The sequence below is a fragment of the Streptomyces herbicida genome (assembly GCF_032656585.1).
In the GTDB taxonomy this organism is placed as follows: domain Bacteria; phylum Actinomycetota; class Actinomycetes; order Streptomycetales; family Streptomycetaceae; genus Streptomyces; species Streptomyces herbicida.
Map to the genome: position 1 here is coordinate 207,037 of NZ_JAUYWJ010000004.1, position 16,699 is coordinate 223,735.

General features: G+C 73.1%; 14 protein-coding genes and 1 pseudogene. 8 read left to right on the forward strand and 7 right to left on the reverse strand.

The features are described 5' to 3' along the window. Positions 1-22: 22 nt before the first annotated feature. Positions 23-829, reverse strand: a complete 807-nt coding sequence (locus Q8A52_RS10660) for a hypothetical protein (RefSeq protein ID WP_316750447.1) — start codon at positions 827-829, stop codon at positions 23-25. A 141-nt stretch (positions 830-970) separates the two neighbouring features. Beyond that, positions 971-1,321: a hypothetical protein gene (locus Q8A52_RS10665; RefSeq protein ID WP_316750449.1), complete on the reverse strand. Its 351-nt coding sequence runs from the start codon at positions 1,319-1,321 to the stop codon at positions 971-973. A gap of 200 nt (positions 1,322-1,521) precedes the next feature. Here Q8A52_RS10665 and Q8A52_RS10670 point away from each other — a divergent pair, with 200 nt between their 5' ends. The 3 genes and pseudogenes from Q8A52_RS10670 to Q8A52_RS10680 all read left to right on the forward strand — a co-directional run. Further along, positions 1,522-1,641 carry a putative leader peptide gene (locus Q8A52_RS10670; protein ID WP_316750451.1) on the forward strand — a complete coding sequence of 40 codons (120 nt, stop codon included), beginning with the start codon at positions 1,522-1,524 and terminating at the stop codon, positions 1,639-1,641. Positions 1,642-1,747: 106 nt separating this feature from the next. After that, positions 1,748-2,674 (forward strand): glutathione S-transferase C-terminal domain-containing protein, encoded by a 927-nt coding sequence (locus tag Q8A52_RS10675; RefSeq protein WP_316750453.1) that lies wholly within the window; start codon positions 1,748-1,750, stop codon positions 2,672-2,674. Between the two features lie 57 nt (positions 2,675-2,731). Beyond that, a pseudogene (locus Q8A52_RS10680) lies at positions 2,732-2,968 on the forward strand (GNAT family N-acetyltransferase); the annotation flags it as partial. 125 nt (positions 2,969-3,093) lie between these two features. Here Q8A52_RS10680 and absR1 read toward each other — a convergent pair. Then, a complete protein-coding gene (absR1, locus tag Q8A52_RS10685) occupies positions 3,094-4,179 on the reverse strand; it encodes a beta-glucuronidase AbsR1 (protein ID WP_316750455.1) in 1,086 nt (361 codons plus the stop codon). 94 nt (positions 4,180-4,273) lie between these two features. Between absR1 and Q8A52_RS10690 the strand changes: the two genes are divergently transcribed. Continuing rightward, entirely contained in the window at positions 4,274-6,058 is a 1,785-nt protein-coding gene (locus Q8A52_RS10690) for a LuxR family transcriptional regulator AbsR2 (protein WP_316750457.1), read from the forward strand. Positions 6,059-6,127: 69 nt separating this feature from the next. Here Q8A52_RS10690 and Q8A52_RS10695 read toward each other — a convergent pair whose 3' ends face one another. Next, positions 6,128-8,731, reverse strand: a complete 2,604-nt coding sequence (locus Q8A52_RS10695) for a CHAT domain-containing tetratricopeptide repeat protein (protein WP_316750459.1) — start codon at positions 8,729-8,731, stop codon at positions 6,128-6,130. Positions 8,732-8,863: 132 nt separating this feature from the next. On the opposite strand from Q8A52_RS10695, the gene Q8A52_RS10700 reads away from it, so the two are divergent. From Q8A52_RS10700 to Q8A52_RS10710, 3 genes are read left to right on the forward strand one after another with little or no spacing between them, the layout of a single operon-like run. Continuing rightward, positions 8,864-10,300, forward strand: a complete 1,437-nt coding sequence (locus Q8A52_RS10700; protein WP_316750462.1) for a S8/S53 family peptidase — start codon at positions 8,864-8,866, stop codon at positions 10,298-10,300. Continuing rightward, positions 10,297-10,938, forward strand: a complete 642-nt coding sequence (locus Q8A52_RS10705) for an RNA polymerase sigma factor (protein ID WP_316750464.1) — start codon at positions 10,297-10,299, stop codon at positions 10,936-10,938. The genes Q8A52_RS10700 and Q8A52_RS10705 overlap by 4 nt, the downstream gene beginning before the upstream one ends. Before the next feature lie 5 nt (positions 10,939-10,943). After that, positions 10,944-11,480, forward strand: a complete 537-nt coding sequence (locus Q8A52_RS10710) for a hypothetical protein (protein ID WP_316751012.1) — start codon at positions 10,944-10,946, stop codon at positions 11,478-11,480. 45 nt (positions 11,481-11,525) lie between these two features. Here the strand turns inward: Q8A52_RS10710 and Q8A52_RS10715 are convergent, their stop codons facing one another. Both Q8A52_RS10715 and Q8A52_RS10720 read right to left on the reverse strand, forming a co-directional pair. Beyond that, on the reverse strand, positions 11,526-12,761 hold the full coding sequence (locus tag Q8A52_RS10715; protein ID WP_316750466.1) for a cytochrome P450: 1,236 nt from the start codon (positions 12,759-12,761) through the stop codon (positions 11,526-11,528). A 71-nt stretch (positions 12,762-12,832) separates the two neighbouring features. After that, a complete protein-coding gene (locus tag Q8A52_RS10720) occupies positions 12,833-13,648 on the reverse strand; it encodes an N-formylglutamate amidohydrolase (protein WP_316750468.1) in 816 nt (271 codons plus the stop codon). Between the two features lie 79 nt (positions 13,649-13,727). Between Q8A52_RS10720 and Q8A52_RS10725 the strand changes: the two genes are divergently transcribed. Beyond that, entirely contained in the window at positions 13,728-14,069 is a 342-nt protein-coding gene (locus tag Q8A52_RS10725) for a DUF5713 family protein (RefSeq protein ID WP_316750470.1), read from the forward strand. Positions 14,070-14,450: 381 nt separating this feature from the next. On the opposite strand, the gene Q8A52_RS10730 is transcribed toward Q8A52_RS10725, so the two are convergent. Then, positions 14,451-16,670 (reverse strand): NADP-dependent isocitrate dehydrogenase, encoded by a 2,220-nt coding sequence (locus Q8A52_RS10730; protein ID WP_316750472.1) that lies wholly within the window; start codon positions 16,668-16,670, stop codon positions 14,451-14,453. Positions 16,671-16,699: the final 29 nt, after the last annotated feature.

Consider the following 16,699-nt stretch of genomic DNA (forward strand, 5'->3'; position numbering starts at 1 on the left):
GGGAGGGTCGCGCCGGGGCGGGTCAGTCGAACTGGCTCGGGTTCGCGGTCGGGGTCTTCCCGGAGAGGACGTCCTGCAGCCGCAGGGCGCCCGCCTCCACGGACGACACGGTGCTGGGATGATCGGCGCCCGACGGGCCACCGTTGGTAACGGTGGCCCCGGAGGCGCCGACCCGGAGCGCGGCGACGTCCTGGGTGAGCGTGATCGGCTGCCCGTCCGCGGTGCCCTGCACCGTCACCGTCAGCCCCTGTCTGGCGTCGCCCGCGTTGGGCAGCCGGAGCTCGACGACCTGGACCGTCCGCTCGCTGCCGTCGGAGGCGGTCGCGGTGAACTGGGCGCACTTCTGCGGAAGGCTCCCCAGCCAGTCCAGGGACTTGTCCACCGACTCCTTGCCGTAGTCGCCGACCTGGTAGAGCAGCCGGTAGTCCACCGCGGTGAAGCCGGTGAGCGCCGAGGCGCCGGTCGCCCGCCCCAGCAGCGTGTCGGAGTACATGCCGTCGAGGAGCTTTTGGCAGTCGGCGGCATTGGACCTCGCGCTGAGGAACTGGGCGACGTCGACCTTGCCGACGAGCAGTTCGTTGCGCCAGGCCGCCGCGTTGTTGACCTGCGTCCAGTCGCCCTCGATGTCGGCCTCGGTGATCAGCGCGGCCTTCGCGCCGGCCCCGGTCAGGGCGGCCGTGGCGGACGGCGACGGGGGTCGCTGGGCCGCGGGCGAGGCCGGCGCGGCTTCCGGGGACCCGCCGTCCCCCGAGCAGGAGACCGTGGCCAGGAGCGCCCCGGTGGCCAGGGCGGAGGCGAGGACACGTGCGGGTCGGTACGGACGCTTCATCGCGGCGGCCTCCTGTGGAACGCGGTACGTCCTTCCACCGCACCACCGGTCTCGGCGGCCGACCAGCGCACCGCGCCGTTCGGGTGAAGGGCTCCGCAGGTGCTCAGCCCCCCGCCGCGGGGCTGAGGCCTCCGCTGGTGCTCAGGCGGAGCCGGTTCCCTTCCCGGGCCGCCCCGGACGGCGATGGCGCAGGTGGAAGCGGTGCCCGTGCCGGTCGGCCCTCCGAGGTTCGGCGCGTCCGGCGAGTTCGGGCGTCGTGACATGGACGTGCCGCCCGTGGCAGAACGGGCAGACCGCGTCGGCGAGGGGTGACCGTACGGGCCGGCCCGCCTCGTCGACGTACTCCTGCGTGTCCAGCGAGGTCGGGTCGGTGAAGAACACCACCTGGAAGACCGCCTGCCAGACGTATCCGCAGTCCCGGCACGTGAACACGAATGTCTCGGGCACGGCTCCCGGCACCGCACCGGCCCCGGTGCGTGGGTCGTCCGCCATGGGATCCGGCTCCTTCCGCACATGTCGGCCCGTTTCCAGCGCACCGCGCCACCTCTTGTTCGGCAACTCGAACGCCGTGGGTCGCGGGACTCCCGGCCGCCCGTCGCCCGCCCGGTGTCCCGGTCGTGGACGCCCCCTTGACGTGGTGCGGAGGCGGATCGACACTCCAGAGGGGAATCCTAGTGAATGGGTAGGGAAATATGAGGCGCCTTGAGGCGGTCACCGGCCGGGAGAGCCGTGCGCCGGGGCCCTCGCCTCTTCTGACCTCCCGTCGGCACGTCGACCTGCTGCGTGTCTGCAGCGCACGATCAGCCCCGTGATCCGCGCCTGATCCGAGCCCTGATCCGAGCCGGGCCCCTCGCGCCCATCGACCGACGAACGCTTCCGCCGCGCGTACGTCCGCGCGCCCGTACCCCGGGGAGACGCATGTCCATCACTCCGCTCGCCGCCGCTCCGTCCGTCCAGCAGCCGCCTCCCGCCTTCCGGGGCAGGGTCGGCCGGGACGCGCGCAGTGGCCACTACGCCGTGCCGCGCCGTTATCGCCTCCATCTGTCCACCGCCTGTCCGGACGGCTTGCGCATCGCCGTCGGCCACAGCCTCCTCGCCCTCGACGAGATCTGTCCGGTCACCGTCCTGCCCGCGGTCCCCGACTGTCCGGGCGGCGGCCACTCGGCGCTGCGTCCCCTGTACGAGGCCAGCGCGCACCGCTACACCGGACCGGCCCTCGCGCCGGTGCTCGGCGACGACTGGTCCGGACGGATCGTCAGCACCCACACCCCGGACATCCTGCGCGACCTCGACGGCTGCTTCGGCGACGGCCGTACCACGCTCTACCCGTGCGGGGCGCGGGCGGACATCGAGACCGTCGAGCGGCTGTGCGCGGAGGGCATCGAACGGGCCGCGCAGCTCGCCGGCCGGGCCGGCGCCGGCCCGGCGGAGCGCGCCGCCGCGCTCGACGCGCTGCTCGGCACCCTGGGCGGGCTGGAAGGGCGGCTGGCCGGACAGGAGTACGTCGTCGCCGGACAACTCACCGCTGCCGACGTGGAGTTGTGGGTGAGTCTGGTCCAGCTCGACACCGTGCACCGGCACCACCTGGACGCCTCCGCGGTGCACCGCATCGCCGGTCATCCGGCGCTGTGGGCTTACGCCCGGCGCCTGGCCGCGCACCCGGCCTTCGGCGCCCACCTCGACCTCGACGGCATCGCCCGCCGCCACCACGCCCGCTGCCAGGGCCTGGAGGCGGCCGGGGCCGCTGTCCAGATCCTGGACTGGGCCGGCCACGCCGTTCCATCAAGTGGACGGGTGCAGACGTTCGTCCGGGCGGCTCCAGGTGCCGAGCACTCGGCGTCGTGACTACCGGGCCTGACATGATCGGCACCATGGCCCCGCGGATCGCCCCCGCCGACGTCACGGACCGGACACGTGCACCTCGTCGCCACCCGCGACGACACCCGCGGCACCGGCCTCGGCCGCGCCCGGTAGGGAGCCTTCACCGACACGGCCCGCGTGCGGGGTGCCGTCCGCCTCAAGGCGATCACGACGGTCGGCAACGGGGGCTCGGTCGCCTTCCACCGCGGTCTCGGTTTCGAGGTACGGGTGGAGGAGGAGTACAACGGGCCCGGCCGGCCCCGGGTCGTCTTCAGCAGGACCCGTAGGCGGGTCCGCGAGGCGCCGTGCGGCCGAGGACGTCACCCTCCCCCGAAGGTGACGTCCTCGGACCGCTCCCCCGGCGCCGGACTGTGGCCCGGACATCCGCGTCGCGGCCTGTGCTGTCACCAGCACATGACGGCCGTCTCGCCCGAACCCCACGTGGAGTAGAGGCGGACGCGGACGAAATAGCGGCGGCCCTTGACGAGCCGTACCTTGATCGCCGCGTTGTGCGGTGCGCCCCCGTCGTCCCGGCCGCAGAGGTAGCGCGGCTCGCCGTCGCGCTCCTCGAAGACCACGACCACACAGTCGCCGTCCCCGAAGGTGCCCACCGTGTACTCGCGGGTCTCCGGCGGCTCGACGGCGAAGTCGGCCTGCTCGGCCGGGCCGAGGCGCAGCGGCACCGAGCGGAACGGTAGCAGCGCGGCCGGCCGGGGCCGGTCCGCGGGCGGGTACCAGCGGAGCACGAACTCCTTGTCGGCCGGGGACAGGGCCCCGGGCGGGTGCAGCCCTCCGCGGAACTGCTCCGGCTCCAGGATCAGCCCCGACGAGAAGGGGTACTCCATGACGGACTGCGGGTCCCACACCGAGCCGTTGACCTCGGCAGGGTCGAGCTTGCGCAGGATGTTGTAGAACGTCTTGTCCCGGCTCCAGTGGTTCGGGGGGCCCGCCAGATCGGCGTACACGGCCTCGTCGTCCCAGTGGATGCCGGCGAACGGGCTCTGGTGCTCGTGCAGCATGCCGAGCGCGTGCCCGATCTCGTGCAGGGCCGTCCCGCGCTGCCCGGGCGCGGTCAGGTCCCAGCCCAGGTTCATGGTGCGCTCGTTCAGACCGATCGAGAGCGCGTCCCGGCCCACCGTCGACCAGGAACCGTCACCGGCCTGGAACCCGATCCTGAGCTCCGCCTCGCGGCGGTCGGAGACCTCGGCGAACGACACCCCGATGCCGAGATCCTGCCACTCCCGGAAGCACTCGCGCACGACGTCCTGCTGTTCCTTCGCACCCGCCCAGGAAACCCGGCGGGTCTCCCCGGTCCCCGGGACGGGGATCACCGAGGCGTCGGCGTCGGAGTCGAAGAAGCAGTAATGCAGCACCGTGCCGTTGACCCACATCCGGCTGCCGCTCAGCAGCGCGCTCAGGCGTTCGGCGGCCAGCCCCGGCGGAAAGGACGGGGCCGACTGCTGCGCGAGCGAGCAGTAGCGCTGGGTCATGCGCCCAGCCTGCCGTCGGCCCGGTCCCGGCGCCTGAGTCGGGGGCTACTCAAGTCCCCCTGTATCAGGAGTGAGTATGCGGGCTCTTCATGTCGTGACGACTTACGCACAGGACGCGAAGACCCTCGAACTGCCCTGGCCGTTCACCGGCCGGGAGGACGAACTGGAGCTGATCCGCCGGTCCCTGACCGCCGGACGCCACGGCATCGTGGTGTCCGGACCGGCGGGCTGCGGCAAGACCCGGCTCGTCACGGAGGCCGTCGGCGGCACCGACGGTGCCCGGGTGACCGGGACGCCGGAGTCCCGTGGGCTGTCCTTCGCCGCGTTCGCGCACCTGTTGCCCGAGTCGGTCTCGCTGCACCGCGCGGTGCACATCCTGTGCGGTGTACGACTGCTCGTGGTGGACGACGCCCACCTGCTCGACGAGGCCTCAGCCGCCCTGGTCCACCAGCTCGCCGTGCATGGCCGCACCCGGCTGGTCGTGATCGTCTCGGACGGCGCCCCGGTGCCCGGCGCGGTGTCCCGGCTGTGGACCGGTGAACTCCTCCCGCGGCTGGCCCTGGAGCCGCTGCCCCGTGAGGACACGGCCCGGCTGCTCGCCCCGGGCGGCGCCCTGGAGCGGCTCACCGTGAACCGGCTGCACCGGGTGTGCCGGGGCGACCTGCGGCTGCTGCGCGACCTGCTGGGCGCGGTGCGCGAGTCCGGGCTGCTGACCCGCGTACCCGACACGGACGAGTGGGCGTGGCGGGGGCCGCTCCCCGTGACCCCCACCGTGCGCGAGCGCACCGCCCCGGTCCTGGACCGCCGTGGTCCCGCAGAGCGGGGGACCCTGGAGCGCCTCGCCTTCGCCGGACCCCTGCCGCCTCAGGTGGACGACCTCGACCTGGCGGCCCTGGAACGCCTGGAGGCGGACGGCCTGATCCGGGTGGACGACCGGGGCGCCGCCCACCTGGCCCACCCCCTGCACGGCCCGGCGCTGCGGGCCACCGCCGGACGGCTGCGGGCCCGGCGGCTGGCCCGCACCCCGGAGCAGTGCCGGGCGGCGCTGGAGGCCGAACGGGACGCGCTGGCACGGGGGATCGAGGACCTGGACGTACGGGGGATGCCGACGCCCGTGGGGGAGTGGCTGGCGGAGGAGGGCGCGCCGGTGCCGGCCGGCTACGCGGCCGTACGCGCCCGGTACGCGCGGCTCCGGGGGGAGCTGCGGGAGGCGGCGGCCTGGGCGAGGGAGGGGCTGCGGTGGACGCCGGGCGACGTGTCCTGCCGCGATGAACTCGCCCGGGCCGCCGAGCAGTTGGGGGAGGTGACGGCGGCGGACGAGGCGACCGTGGCCCGGGGGGACGTCGACGGCGCCGCGCGGACGGCCGCCGGGGACGATGTGTACACCCGCTACGACGCCGTACGGCTCGGCATGCCCGAGCAGGTCGCCGGACGGCTGCCCGCCGACGGGGTGTTCGCCCGCCATGCCGACGCGCTGGCCCGGGGGGACGGGGCGGCGCTGGACCGCGCCGCCGAGGCGATGCAGGAGCGCGGCTTCCTGCTGTTCGCGGCCGAGGCGCACGCCCAGGCCGTACGCGCGCACCGCGACCCGCGGGCCGCCCGCACCTCCCGCACCCGCGCGGTCGCCCTCGCCCGCCGCTGCCAGGGTGCCCGCACCCCGGCCCTGGCCGGCCTGGTCCTCGGCGAACTCACCGCCCGGCAGCGGCAGATCGTCACCCTGGCGGCCGCCGGGCTGAGCAACCGGCAGATCGCCGAACAACTGACCCTGTCGATCCGCACCGTCGGCAACCACCTCTACAGCGCCTACACCCGCCTCGGCGCCACCGACCGAGGCGCCCTGCCCTGGCTGGTCGACCTGCCCGACACCGAGTCGGCCTGAGGCTCGCCCGGGGCGGGGCGGGCAGGCGCGAGCCCGGTGCCGGGCCGTGCGTCTCGTCCGCCCCTCGCCTCACGCTGCCCCGAACGCCGCGAACGCCCACCCCGTCGCCTGGTGCACCGTGTCGCCGGGCAGTGCGAAGCGGGCGTCGCGGAGGGCCTCGGCCAGGGAGAGGCCGGCGCCCAGACCCTTGTGCAGGGCGAGCATCAGCGGCACCACCGCCGCGTCGTTGACCGGCGCGCTGCTCGCCACCACCCCGGCCGTGCCCAGCGGCAGCAGCGCCGTGACCAGACCGAGCAGCTCGTCGGCGCCGACCGAGGCGAGCCGGGCGGTGTCGCAGCTGGACAGGATGATCCGGTACGGGCTGCGGTCGAGACGCTCGAAATCATGCACGATGAGCGGGCCGTCGGCCATCCGCAGCGAGGAGAACAGGGGGCTGTCCGCCCGGAACGTGCCGTGCGCCGCGATATGGGCCAGCGCGGCGCCGTCGAGCTCCTCCAGCACCTGGGGCACCTGGGCGTCGTCGTACTCCAGGACCTTCGCGGTGCCGTACCGGTCCGCCAGCTCCGGCACTTCGGCGCCGCCGGTGGCCAGCCCCGGCCCGCGTACCAGGACATGCGCCCCGCCCGGCGGCGGCTCCGTCTCCCGGGCCCGCAGCCAACTGCTCGCCGACGGCGACACACTGAGCACCCGGTCCCGCAGCGAGGGCAGCAGCGCCCAGGGCACGCGGTGCAACGCGCCGGGCGGCACCACCACGACCGGCCCGGACCCGAGGTGCGGTACGGCCCCGCCCAGCAGCAGCTCCTCCAGCCGCCGCCCGGCCGCCTCGACCAGCGGCAACCGGCCCTCCGCCCCCGGGTGCGCCAGGCGCCGCAGCCCCGCCTGGACGTGCTCCGCCTCGGCCACCGCCTCCGCGAGCGCCCCGCCGTCGAACCGTCGTACCCGCCCCTGCCCGCACAGCAGCACATGCACCCGCCCGTCGAGCACCGCGAGTTCCACCAGCCGCCCGTCGCCGAGCCGGTCGAGGAGCCGGCCGGGGTCGAAACGGTCCCCGTAGCCGGGCGCATCACCGTGCATGTGGTGGGTGCGGGAACGGATCTCCCGTTCCAGGCGCCGCTGTTCGCGCTCCAGGGCGGGCACCGGGCGGCCGTCCATGCGGGCGGCCTCCGCACGGGCCGCGATCTCCCGGAACGCGGTCAGGCCGCTCAGCAGCGCGGGATCGGCGGGCGGCCGGGTGGGCGGCGCGGACAGTACCGTGGCCCGCCAGCGCTCGCTCCACACCAGCAGCCGCCGTGGACCGCCCTGGTCGAGACTGGCCTGCTGGGCCAGTGCGGCGAGTTCCGCACCCTGCGCGGTGGCCCGGGCCCTGAGCTCCGAGGCGCCCAGCGTCATCCGATGGTCGTCGAGCACGTCCAGACCGCGCCGGCAGGCCTCCAGGACCCCCCGCCCGGAGCCTGCCGCCCGCGCCCGCAGCGCCTGCGCGGCCCATCCCGTCATCCGGGCCAGCGGCGGCCCGCCGCGTCTGCTGCGCGCGGCCACGGCCAGATGCCGCTCCGCGTCCGCCGTCCAGCCGAGGGAGAGGGCGATCCGGCCCGCGAGCAGGGAGGCCTCCGGCGCGGACGGCGAACCGAAGGACGCCAGCCGCTCGGCCACCGCGGCCGCGTCGGCGACCAGCCGCCCCGAACTGCGCCCCGCAGCCACCCGGGCCTCGATCAGCACCAGCCGTGCGTGGGTCTCCCACCAGGTGCGCCGCTGCCCGGCGAACAGCCGTACGGCGACGGCGGCCCGGGCGATGGCGGTGTGCGGGTCCCCGGCCGACCGGGCGGCCCGCGCGGCGGCGAGCAGCAGTTCGGCCTTGCGGGTGGACTGCCCGCCGATCTCGTCGAGCACCGCGATCGCCGCGTCCGCCTCGGCCAGCGCCTCCGGGGCCAGCCCGGCGGCCATCAGCACCTCGCAGCGCCGGATGAAGAGCATGAAGGTGGGCGTGCCGAGCTTGGCGTACCGCTCCTCGGCCTCGTCCAGCAGCCGCAGCGCCGCCGGAATGTCACCCGACCGGAACGCCGTCAGGCCCCGGCTCTCCACCGCGTCGGCCTTGTCGTGCTCCTGGCCCGTGGTGTCCCACAGCCGTTCGGCCGCGGTGAAGTCGGCGTCGGCCCGGTCCACCGCACCGAGTGCCAGATGCACCGTCGCCCGCAGAGTCAGCGCCCGTGCCGTCCAGATGACGTCGTCCGCCTGCCGGAGGACGGGGATGGCGCGGCGTACGTCCTCCAGGGCCTCCCGATGGTGACCCAGTACCCACCAGACGTAGGCGCGGCGGTACAGGACGCGGGCCCGGGTGTGCCCGCTGCCGCGCGCGACACCGCGCTCGAACGCCGAAAGACCCTGCCGTGTGCGCCCCGCATGCACCAGTGCGACCCCCAGCGTGGCGAGGACGTCCGCCTCCCGGTCCGGCGTCTCCGCGCGCGCGGCGAGGTCGCGGGCGCGCCACAGATGGCGCAGGGCGATGCGCATGTCGCCGAAGTCCCGCTGCCAGATGCCGATCACCTGGTGCGCGACGGAGGCGTGCAACGGCGGCGGATCGGTGTCGAGCACCAGCTCCGCCCTCGCCAGCGCCTCATTGGGAGCGGCGAACACCATCGGCAGCAGTTCGAGAACCGAGTCGCTTCCCGCTGTCACCCCTCGGATGTTAGTGGCCTCTGGATACCCGTCATACACGTCATACGGGTTTGGTCCGGTCCCCGTCGGCTGTATCAATCGATGGTTCCGCCGCTCTGACTGACGACCGCCGCACCTGTGGGAGGACACGCCATGGCACCTCAGCGATTCCACGAGCAGTTCGACCAGATCCAACGCTCCATGCCGGACGTCCCCCTGGCGATGGGACCGGACGACTCCGCCGAGTTCTTCTACGAAAAGGGCGTCGTGCTGGCCCGCGACGGTGAAGAGGCACAGGCCGTCGAGGACACCGTGCGCGCGCACTTCACGGAGACCACCGGCCTGGTCGCGGACCATGTGCGCCGGGCGGGCCCGGTGGAGAACCGGACGGGCATCACCCGCATCCAGGTCGGCGACCCGGGCCATGGCGACCGCAGCGGCGACCGGGCGGTCGCGCACGCACTGCGGGCCATGCGTGAGGCGGAGGGACGCCGGGGACACCGGCTGATCAGCCGCAACCACGTGGTCTCGATCGCGGTCAACGCCTGTCCAGGCGACGAACCAGTACCCGCCCCACTCACCCAGCCACCGAACCCGGCGACGGCCGAGACGCCTTACGACCAGGACACCGCCGTCGGAGTCCTCGTCATCGACACCGGCCTGATGCACGACTACCGGTCCTACCCGCTGCTCGCCCACACCGAGGGCGACGGCCAGATCAGGGAGACCGACGAGGCGGGCATCCTCCAGCAGTACGTCGGGCACGGCACGTTCATCGCCGGGCTCGTCGCGGCCGTGGCGCCCAACACGGACGTCACCGTCCGCAACACCCTGAACGACGCGGGCGCCGTCCTGGAGTCGGACTTCGGCGCCAAGCTCTTCGAGGCTGTCGACCGGGGCGGCTGGCCCGACATCATCAGCCTCTCCGCGGGGACCTCCAACGGCCGTACCGACGGTCTGCTCGGCATCGACGCCTTCATGCGGGAACTGCGCGCCCAGGGCTCCCTCTTGGTCGCCGCGGCCGGCAACAACGGCAGCGCCACCCCGTTCTGGCCCGCCGCCTACGCCTCCCTGCCCGACTACGAGGACGCCGTCCTGTCGGTCGGAGCGCTGCGCGGCGACGGCGAGTTCGGCGCCTGCTTCAGCAACCACGGCTCCTGGGTGAAGGCCTACGCCCCCGGCGAGCGCCTCACCAGCGCCCTCACCGGCTTCGACGTGCCGGTGCCGTACGTCTACCAGCACTCCACCTACGAGGCCTGCCGGTTCGGCTTCACCTATGCCTGCACCTGCCAGTACCCGCGCCACACCGGCGTGTTGAGCGAGGGACGGGAGAGCACCTCGGCCAAGCCGGACCAGGTGATGTTCGAGGGGTTCGCGCAGTGGAGCGGGACGTCGTTCGCCACACCGGTCGCGGCAGGGCTCGTCGCCGCCCAGATGACGGCGCACAAGGAGCGCGACCCGCGCGCGGCGCGCAAACAACTCCTCGAGAACAACACCGAGTACGCGGAAGTGCGCGGGGCGCACGTACCGGCCCTGCGCCCGGCGACCTGGCGCCCGGTCCCCGTCGTGCGACTGGCACCTCCCGCATGAGGGCCGGAACCATCCCCTCCACGGCGTACCATGACATGCCGTACACGAGGGGTGAGGCCGTGGACCGATCAGAGGTCGGCGCGTTGGTCCAGTCCGCCGCCGTCGACGGCGACGCGGCTGCCTGGAAAGCGCTCGTTGAAGGGTTGAGCCCGCTGGTGTGGTCGGTCGTGCGCGCGCACCGGCTCTCGGACGCCGACGGCCACGAGGTCTACCAGACCGTGTGGTTCCGCTTCGCGCAGCACCTCGGCCGGATCCGGGAACCCGACAAGGCGGGGTCCTGGCTGGCCAGCACGGCGCGGCACGAGTGCCTGAAGGTGATCAGGGGCCTGACGCGGCTGATGCCGACCGACGATCCGCAGGTGCTGGACCGGGTCAGCGAGGACCGCACGCCCGAGCAGTCGCTGATCGACTCCGAGGAGGAGGCCGCAGAGGCCGAGCGAATCCGGTGGCTGTGGCAGGAGTTCGAGGAACTCGGCGAGCGCTGCAGGCAGTTGCTGCGGGTCCTGATGGCCTCGCCGCCGCCGAGCTATGTCGAGGTGTCCGCCGCACTGGGCATCGCGGTGGGCAGCATCGGACCGCTGCGTCAGCGCTGTCTGCGCAGGTTGAGGGCGCGACTGGACGCACGGGGGGCGCGGTGAGCGAGATGAACGGCGACACGAACGGTGAGACGAACGGCGGCGTGAACGGCACGGGCGACGACGGGTTCGCCCCTGACGAGGCGTTCGCGGATGCCGACTTCGACGCCGAGTTCGATGCCGGACTCCTGGAGGAGGAACTGCGCCAGGCGGCCGCCATACTGGATCCGGTCCCGGCCGAGCTGCGCCAACTGGCCATCGAGGCCTATGCGTTGCACGACCTCGAGGCCGGCATCGCCGAGCTGACCTTCGACTCCCTGGTCGACGCGATCCCGGTGCGGGGAGCGACGGATCCGCCGCGGATGCTGACCTTCCGCGCGGGCGAGCTGACCGTCGACCTCGAGGTCACCGGTGCGGGTCTGATGGGGCAGGTGCTGCCGCCGCAGCAGGCCCGGATCGAGGTGCTCGGCGGCCCCCAGGCGGCGGCCCAGGTCCCGGTGGACGCGATGGGCCGCTTCACCAGCGACACACCTCCCGCGGGTCCGTTCGCACTGCGCCTGCGCACCGGGGGAAACGTCATCGTGACGGAATGGCTCAAGGCCTGACCTTCCCACCCCTGTCCGCGGACCCTGCCCGCAGGGTCCGCGGCCCTACCAGGTGACCGGCAGGGTCTGCGGGCCGCGGATCATCGTCTTACGGCGCCAGGTCACCTCGTCGGGCGGAACTGCCAGACGCAGGCCCGGCAGGCGGTCCAGTACGGCATCGATCAGCAGTTCGGTCTGCAGTCTGCCGAGGACGGCGCCGGTGCAGTAATGCGGGCCGTTGCCGAAGGCGAGGTGCGGGTTCGGGTCGCGGTCGGGGTCGATGCGTTCCGGGTCGGGAAAGACCTCCGGGTCGCGATTGGCGGCCAGATAGGAGACGTACACCGGCTCGCCGGCGCCGATCCGCACGCCCCGCACGTCGACGTCCTCCAGGGCGACGCGGGCCAGGCCCACGGTGCTGCGGTGCGGGATGTAACGCAGCAGCTCGTCGAGGACGGTGCCGCGCGCCTCGGGACGGGTACGCATCCGGTCCAGCAGCTCGGGCCGGGTGAGCATCAGGAACAGCATCTGGCCGCAGTTGTGGGTGACCGCCTCACCCCCGATCTGCAGCGGACCCGCGAGGCCGGCCGCCTCCTCCTCGCTGATCCCGCCCCGTGCCGCCGCGGCGCCGAGCAGCGAGTACACCGAGTCGTCGGTGCTGTCGGCGCGGGCCCGGATCGTCTCGGCGATCCAGCCGTACAGGCCGTTCTTCGCCCGGTCGGCGGCCTCGGCGCCACCGGAGGTGGAGATGATCTGCCGTGTCCAGCCGTGCACCCGCTCCCGGTCGGCGGCAGGCACGCCCATGACCTCGCTGACCACGGCGATCGGGAAGGGCTCCAGCACCCGGTCGATCAGATCGGCCGGCGGCCCGTCCCGTACGACCCCGTCCATGATCCCGTCGAGGATCTCCTGCGCGCGGGGCCGCAGCCGCTGCATCGCCGCCGCCGTGAACGCCCCGGCGATCGGCCGGCGCAGCCGGTTGTGGTCGGGCTGGTCGGCGAACGCCGGCGAACCCGGGCGCGGCTTGAAGTGCGGGGCCAGCCGGGTCACCTGGCGCCGGGTCAGCTCGGCGCGGCTGAACCGCGGATCGGTGGTGATCGCCCTGACGTCCGCGTAGCGGGTGGCCAGCCACGCCCAGCCGTCGCCGAACGGGAGGCGGATACGGGTCAGCGGACCCTCGCGCATGAGGTCCGCGAGGACCGGGTCGAACTCCGTCCCCTCCAGTTCGAGGGCGGGCCAGTCCCGCACGGGCGGCGCGGCCCGGCCGATGACCGTGCCCCGCTCCGTGCCGGCGTCCTCCGTCATGCCCTCCACCCTGGTACGGGGTCCGGCGGCTGTCCTGCAGAAGTGCTCCAGGAGGAGTGCTCCGGGAAGGATCAGCCGCCGACGGCGACGCCGTCCACGCCGTCGATCAGGGCGGCCAGCGCCGACGCCAGCCGGGACAGCCCCGGCCCGGCCGGTCCGCCGGGCTCGGTCATGTACGTGTCCCGGCGGATCTCCACCATCAGCGCGCCGACCCGCGGGTCCTTCCCGTAGAACTCCAGCGGTACGTAAGCTCCGCTGAAGGGACTGTCGAGACCCGTCTCGCCGCACCCGGCGAACTCCTCGCGGGCCAGCTCCGCCAGCCCGGCCGGCGTGTGGAAGGCGTCGGTGCCCACGCAGACCGGCGGCCGTGGGCCCTCGCCGTGCAGCTCGTAGGGCAGCCGCCGGGTGGGATAGGAGTGGACGTCGATCACTACGGCCCGTCCGGTGGCGGCGAGCCGGTCGCGCACCGCCTCGGTCATCGCCCGCGCGTACGGCCGGAAGTAGCGGTCCAGCAGCGGCGCGGGGTCGGTGTCCTCGGGCCGCAGGGGAGCCCCGTGCGTGGTCCGGGTGTAGACGGCGCCCATCCCGACGGAGAGCATCTCCTCCCGCTCGTCCGGGAACCGCTCCGGGTCGACCACCAGCCGCGACAGCCGGTTCACGAACCGCCAGGGGGTCGAACCGGCCAGCTCCGCCGCGGCCTGCGCGATCTCGGCCGTGTGCGCGTCGACGATGTGGTCGAGCTCGCGCTCCAGCGCCGTGTCGTCCAGCACGATGCCCCTGCGCACCTCGGCCGGTATCTCCCGTGCGGAGTGCGGCACATGCAGGATCACCGGGGAGTCGTCGGAGCCGGGCAGGAGCTCGAAGGACGGTGCGGCGGCAGGGTTCACGGGCTGCTCCCGGGGCGTTGTCAGTGGCGTGCTGCATGATCGAAGGTGCCACATCGAGCGACGACCAAGGCGGGCCGGCATGGCTATCAGCAACGAGCAGGTGATCGAGCATCCGTTTCTGCGGGGCCTGTACCGGGACGACTACTACCCCGACCGGGTGGTGGACCGGGGCAGGGAGATCCTGCTGCGCCTGTGCGAGCGCATCGAGACGGAGCGACCGGCAGACCTGGCCGCGCTGTACGTCCTGACCCAGGCGGCCACGGACGAGTTCAACGACCTGCAGGCCGAGTTCGAGGCGGCCGACAGCGAGATCGAGACCGTGGCCCGCGAGGAGATAGCCGAGGACTTCTGGTTCGTCGCCCACGCCTATGGCTTCGCCGACGCGGATGTGGAGGAACTGATCGCCACGCGGGACTGGTGAGGGCCTCCTCGGGACGATCACCCCGAGCCGGTCGGCCGACGGCGTGCGGGCGGTCGACTCGGCCCGCCGGGCGGATGGAGGCGGTCGAAGCGGACCCGGAGCCCCGGCTCGCGGCGGTAGGTGACACGCGCGGGCCGGCGGGGATGCCCGAGGCCACCGACAGCGCCCCCCGGTCACACCGGGAGGATCCTCACCGGCACCGGCACCGCCGCGGGTCCTCGGCCTTCGGCCGATTCATCATCGCTGTCGCACACTTCACGGACCGGAGCCCGGCCGCCCGCGCAGCCCCGGCCCCGTCGGGAAATACCTCCGCCCCGGTCGGGGGTGCCGACCGGGGCGGGGTTCCTCATGGGGCGGCTGGTGTGCCGCAGGCGTCGGGCGTCAGCTCAGGGACGCGAGCGCCTCGTTCCAGGTGGCCGACGGGCGCATGATCGCGTCCGCCTTGGCCTTCTCCGGCTGGTAGTAGCCGCCGATGTCGGCCGGGGAGCCCTGGACCGCGATCAGCTCGTCGACGATCTTCTGCTCGTTGGCGGCGAGCGTCTCGGCGATCGCGGCGAAGGCCTTGGCCAGGTCGGCGTCGTCGGTCTGGCGCGCCAGCTCCTGCGCCCAGTACAGGGACAGGTAGAAGTGGCTGCCGCGGTTGTCGATGCCGCCGACGCGACGGGTCGGGGACTTGTCCTCGTTGAGGAAGGTCGCCGTGGCGCGGTCGAGGGTGTCGGCGAGGACCTGGGCGCGGGCGTTGCCGGTGGTCTTGCCGTACTGCTCGAAGGCCGGGACCAGGGCGAAGAACTCACCGAGCGAGTCCCAGCGCAGGTAGTTCTCCTTGACCAGCTGCTGGACGTGCTTCGGCGCGGAACCGCCGGCACCCGTCTCGAACAGGCCGCCGCCCGCCATCAGCGGGACGACCGACAGCATCTTGGCGCTGGTGCCCAGCTCCAGGATGGGGAAGAGGTCGGTGAGGTAGTCACGCAGGACGTTGCCGGTCACCGAGATGGTGTTCTCACCGCGGCGGATGCGCTCCACCGACAGCTTGGTGGCCTCGACGGGGGACAGGACGCGGATGTCCAGGCCCTCGGTGTCGTGCTCCGACAGGTAGGCGTTGACCTTGGCGATCAGGTTGGCGTCGTGCGCGCGCGTCTCGTCCAGCCAGAACACGGCCGGGTCGCCGGTGGCGCGGGCGCGGGTGACGGCCAGCTTCACCCAGTCCTTGATCGGGGCGTCCTTGGTCTGGCAGGCGCGGAAGATGTCGCCGGCCGAGACGGTCTGCTCCAGGACGGCGTTGCCGTCCTCGTCGACCAGGCGGACGGTACCCGTGGTCGGGATCTCGAAGGTCTTGTCGTGGGAGCCGTACTCCTCGGCCTTCTGCGCCATCAGACCGACGTTCGGGACGGAGCCCATGGTGGACGGGTCGTAGGCGCCGTTGGCCCGGCAGTCCTCGATGACGGCCTGGTAGACGCCGGAGTAGGAGGAGTCCGGCAGCACCGCGAGGGTGTCGGCCTCCTGGCCGTCCGGGCCCCACATGTGGCCGGAGGTGCGGATCATGGCCGGCATGGAGGCGTCGACGATGACGTCGGACGGCACGTGCAGGTTGGTGATGCCCTTGTCGGAGTCGACCATCGCCAGCGCCGGGCCCTCGGCGAGCTCGGCCTCGAAGGAGGCCTTGATCCCGGCGCCCTCGGGCAGGGCCTCGACGCCCTTGAGGATGCCGCCCAGACCGTCGTTCGGGGTCAGACCGGCCGCGGCGAACGTCTCGCCGTACTTCGCGAACGTCTTCGGGAAGAAGGCGCGCACCACGTGACCGAAGACGATGGGGTCGGAGACCTTCATCATCGTGGCCTTCAGGTGCACGGAGAACAGGACGCCCTCCTCCTTGGCGCGGGCGACCTGCGCGGTCAGGAACTCGCGCAGCGCGGCGACGCGCATCACGGAGGCGTCGACGACCTCGCCCTCGAGGACCGGTACCGACTCGCGCAGCACGGTGGTGGAGCCGTCGTCGCCCTTGAGCTCGATGCGCAGCGAACCGGCCTTGGAGATCACCGTGGACTTCTCGGTGGAGCGGAAGTCGTCCACGCCCATGGTCGCCACGTTGGTCTTGGAGTCGGAGCTCCAGGCACCCATGCGGTGCGGGTGGGTCTTGGCGTAGTTCTTGACCGACGCGGGGGCGCGGCGGTCGGAGTTGCCCTCGCGCAGCACCGGGTTGACGGCCGAGCCCTTGATCTTGTCGTAACGGGCGCGGATCTCGCGCTCCTCGTCCGACTTCGGGTCGTCCGGGTAGTCCGGCAGTGCGTAGCCCTTGCCCTGCAGCTCGGCGACGGCGGCCTTGAGCTGCGGGATCGACGCCGAGATGTTCGGCAGCTTGATGATGTTGGCTTCGGGGGTCTTGGCCAGCTCGCCCAGCTCGGACAGCGCGTCGGGGATGCGCTGGTCCTCGTTCAGGTACTCCGGGAAGACGGCGATGATGCGCCCGGCCAGCGAGATGTCGCGGGTGTCGACTGTGACACCGGCCTGCGAGGCATACGCCTGGATCACCGGCAGGAACGAATGCGTCGCCAGGGCCGGGGCCTCGTCTGTGTAGGTGTAGATGATGGTCGAGTCAGTCACCGGGTGCTCCGCTCCACGTCTGCAACATT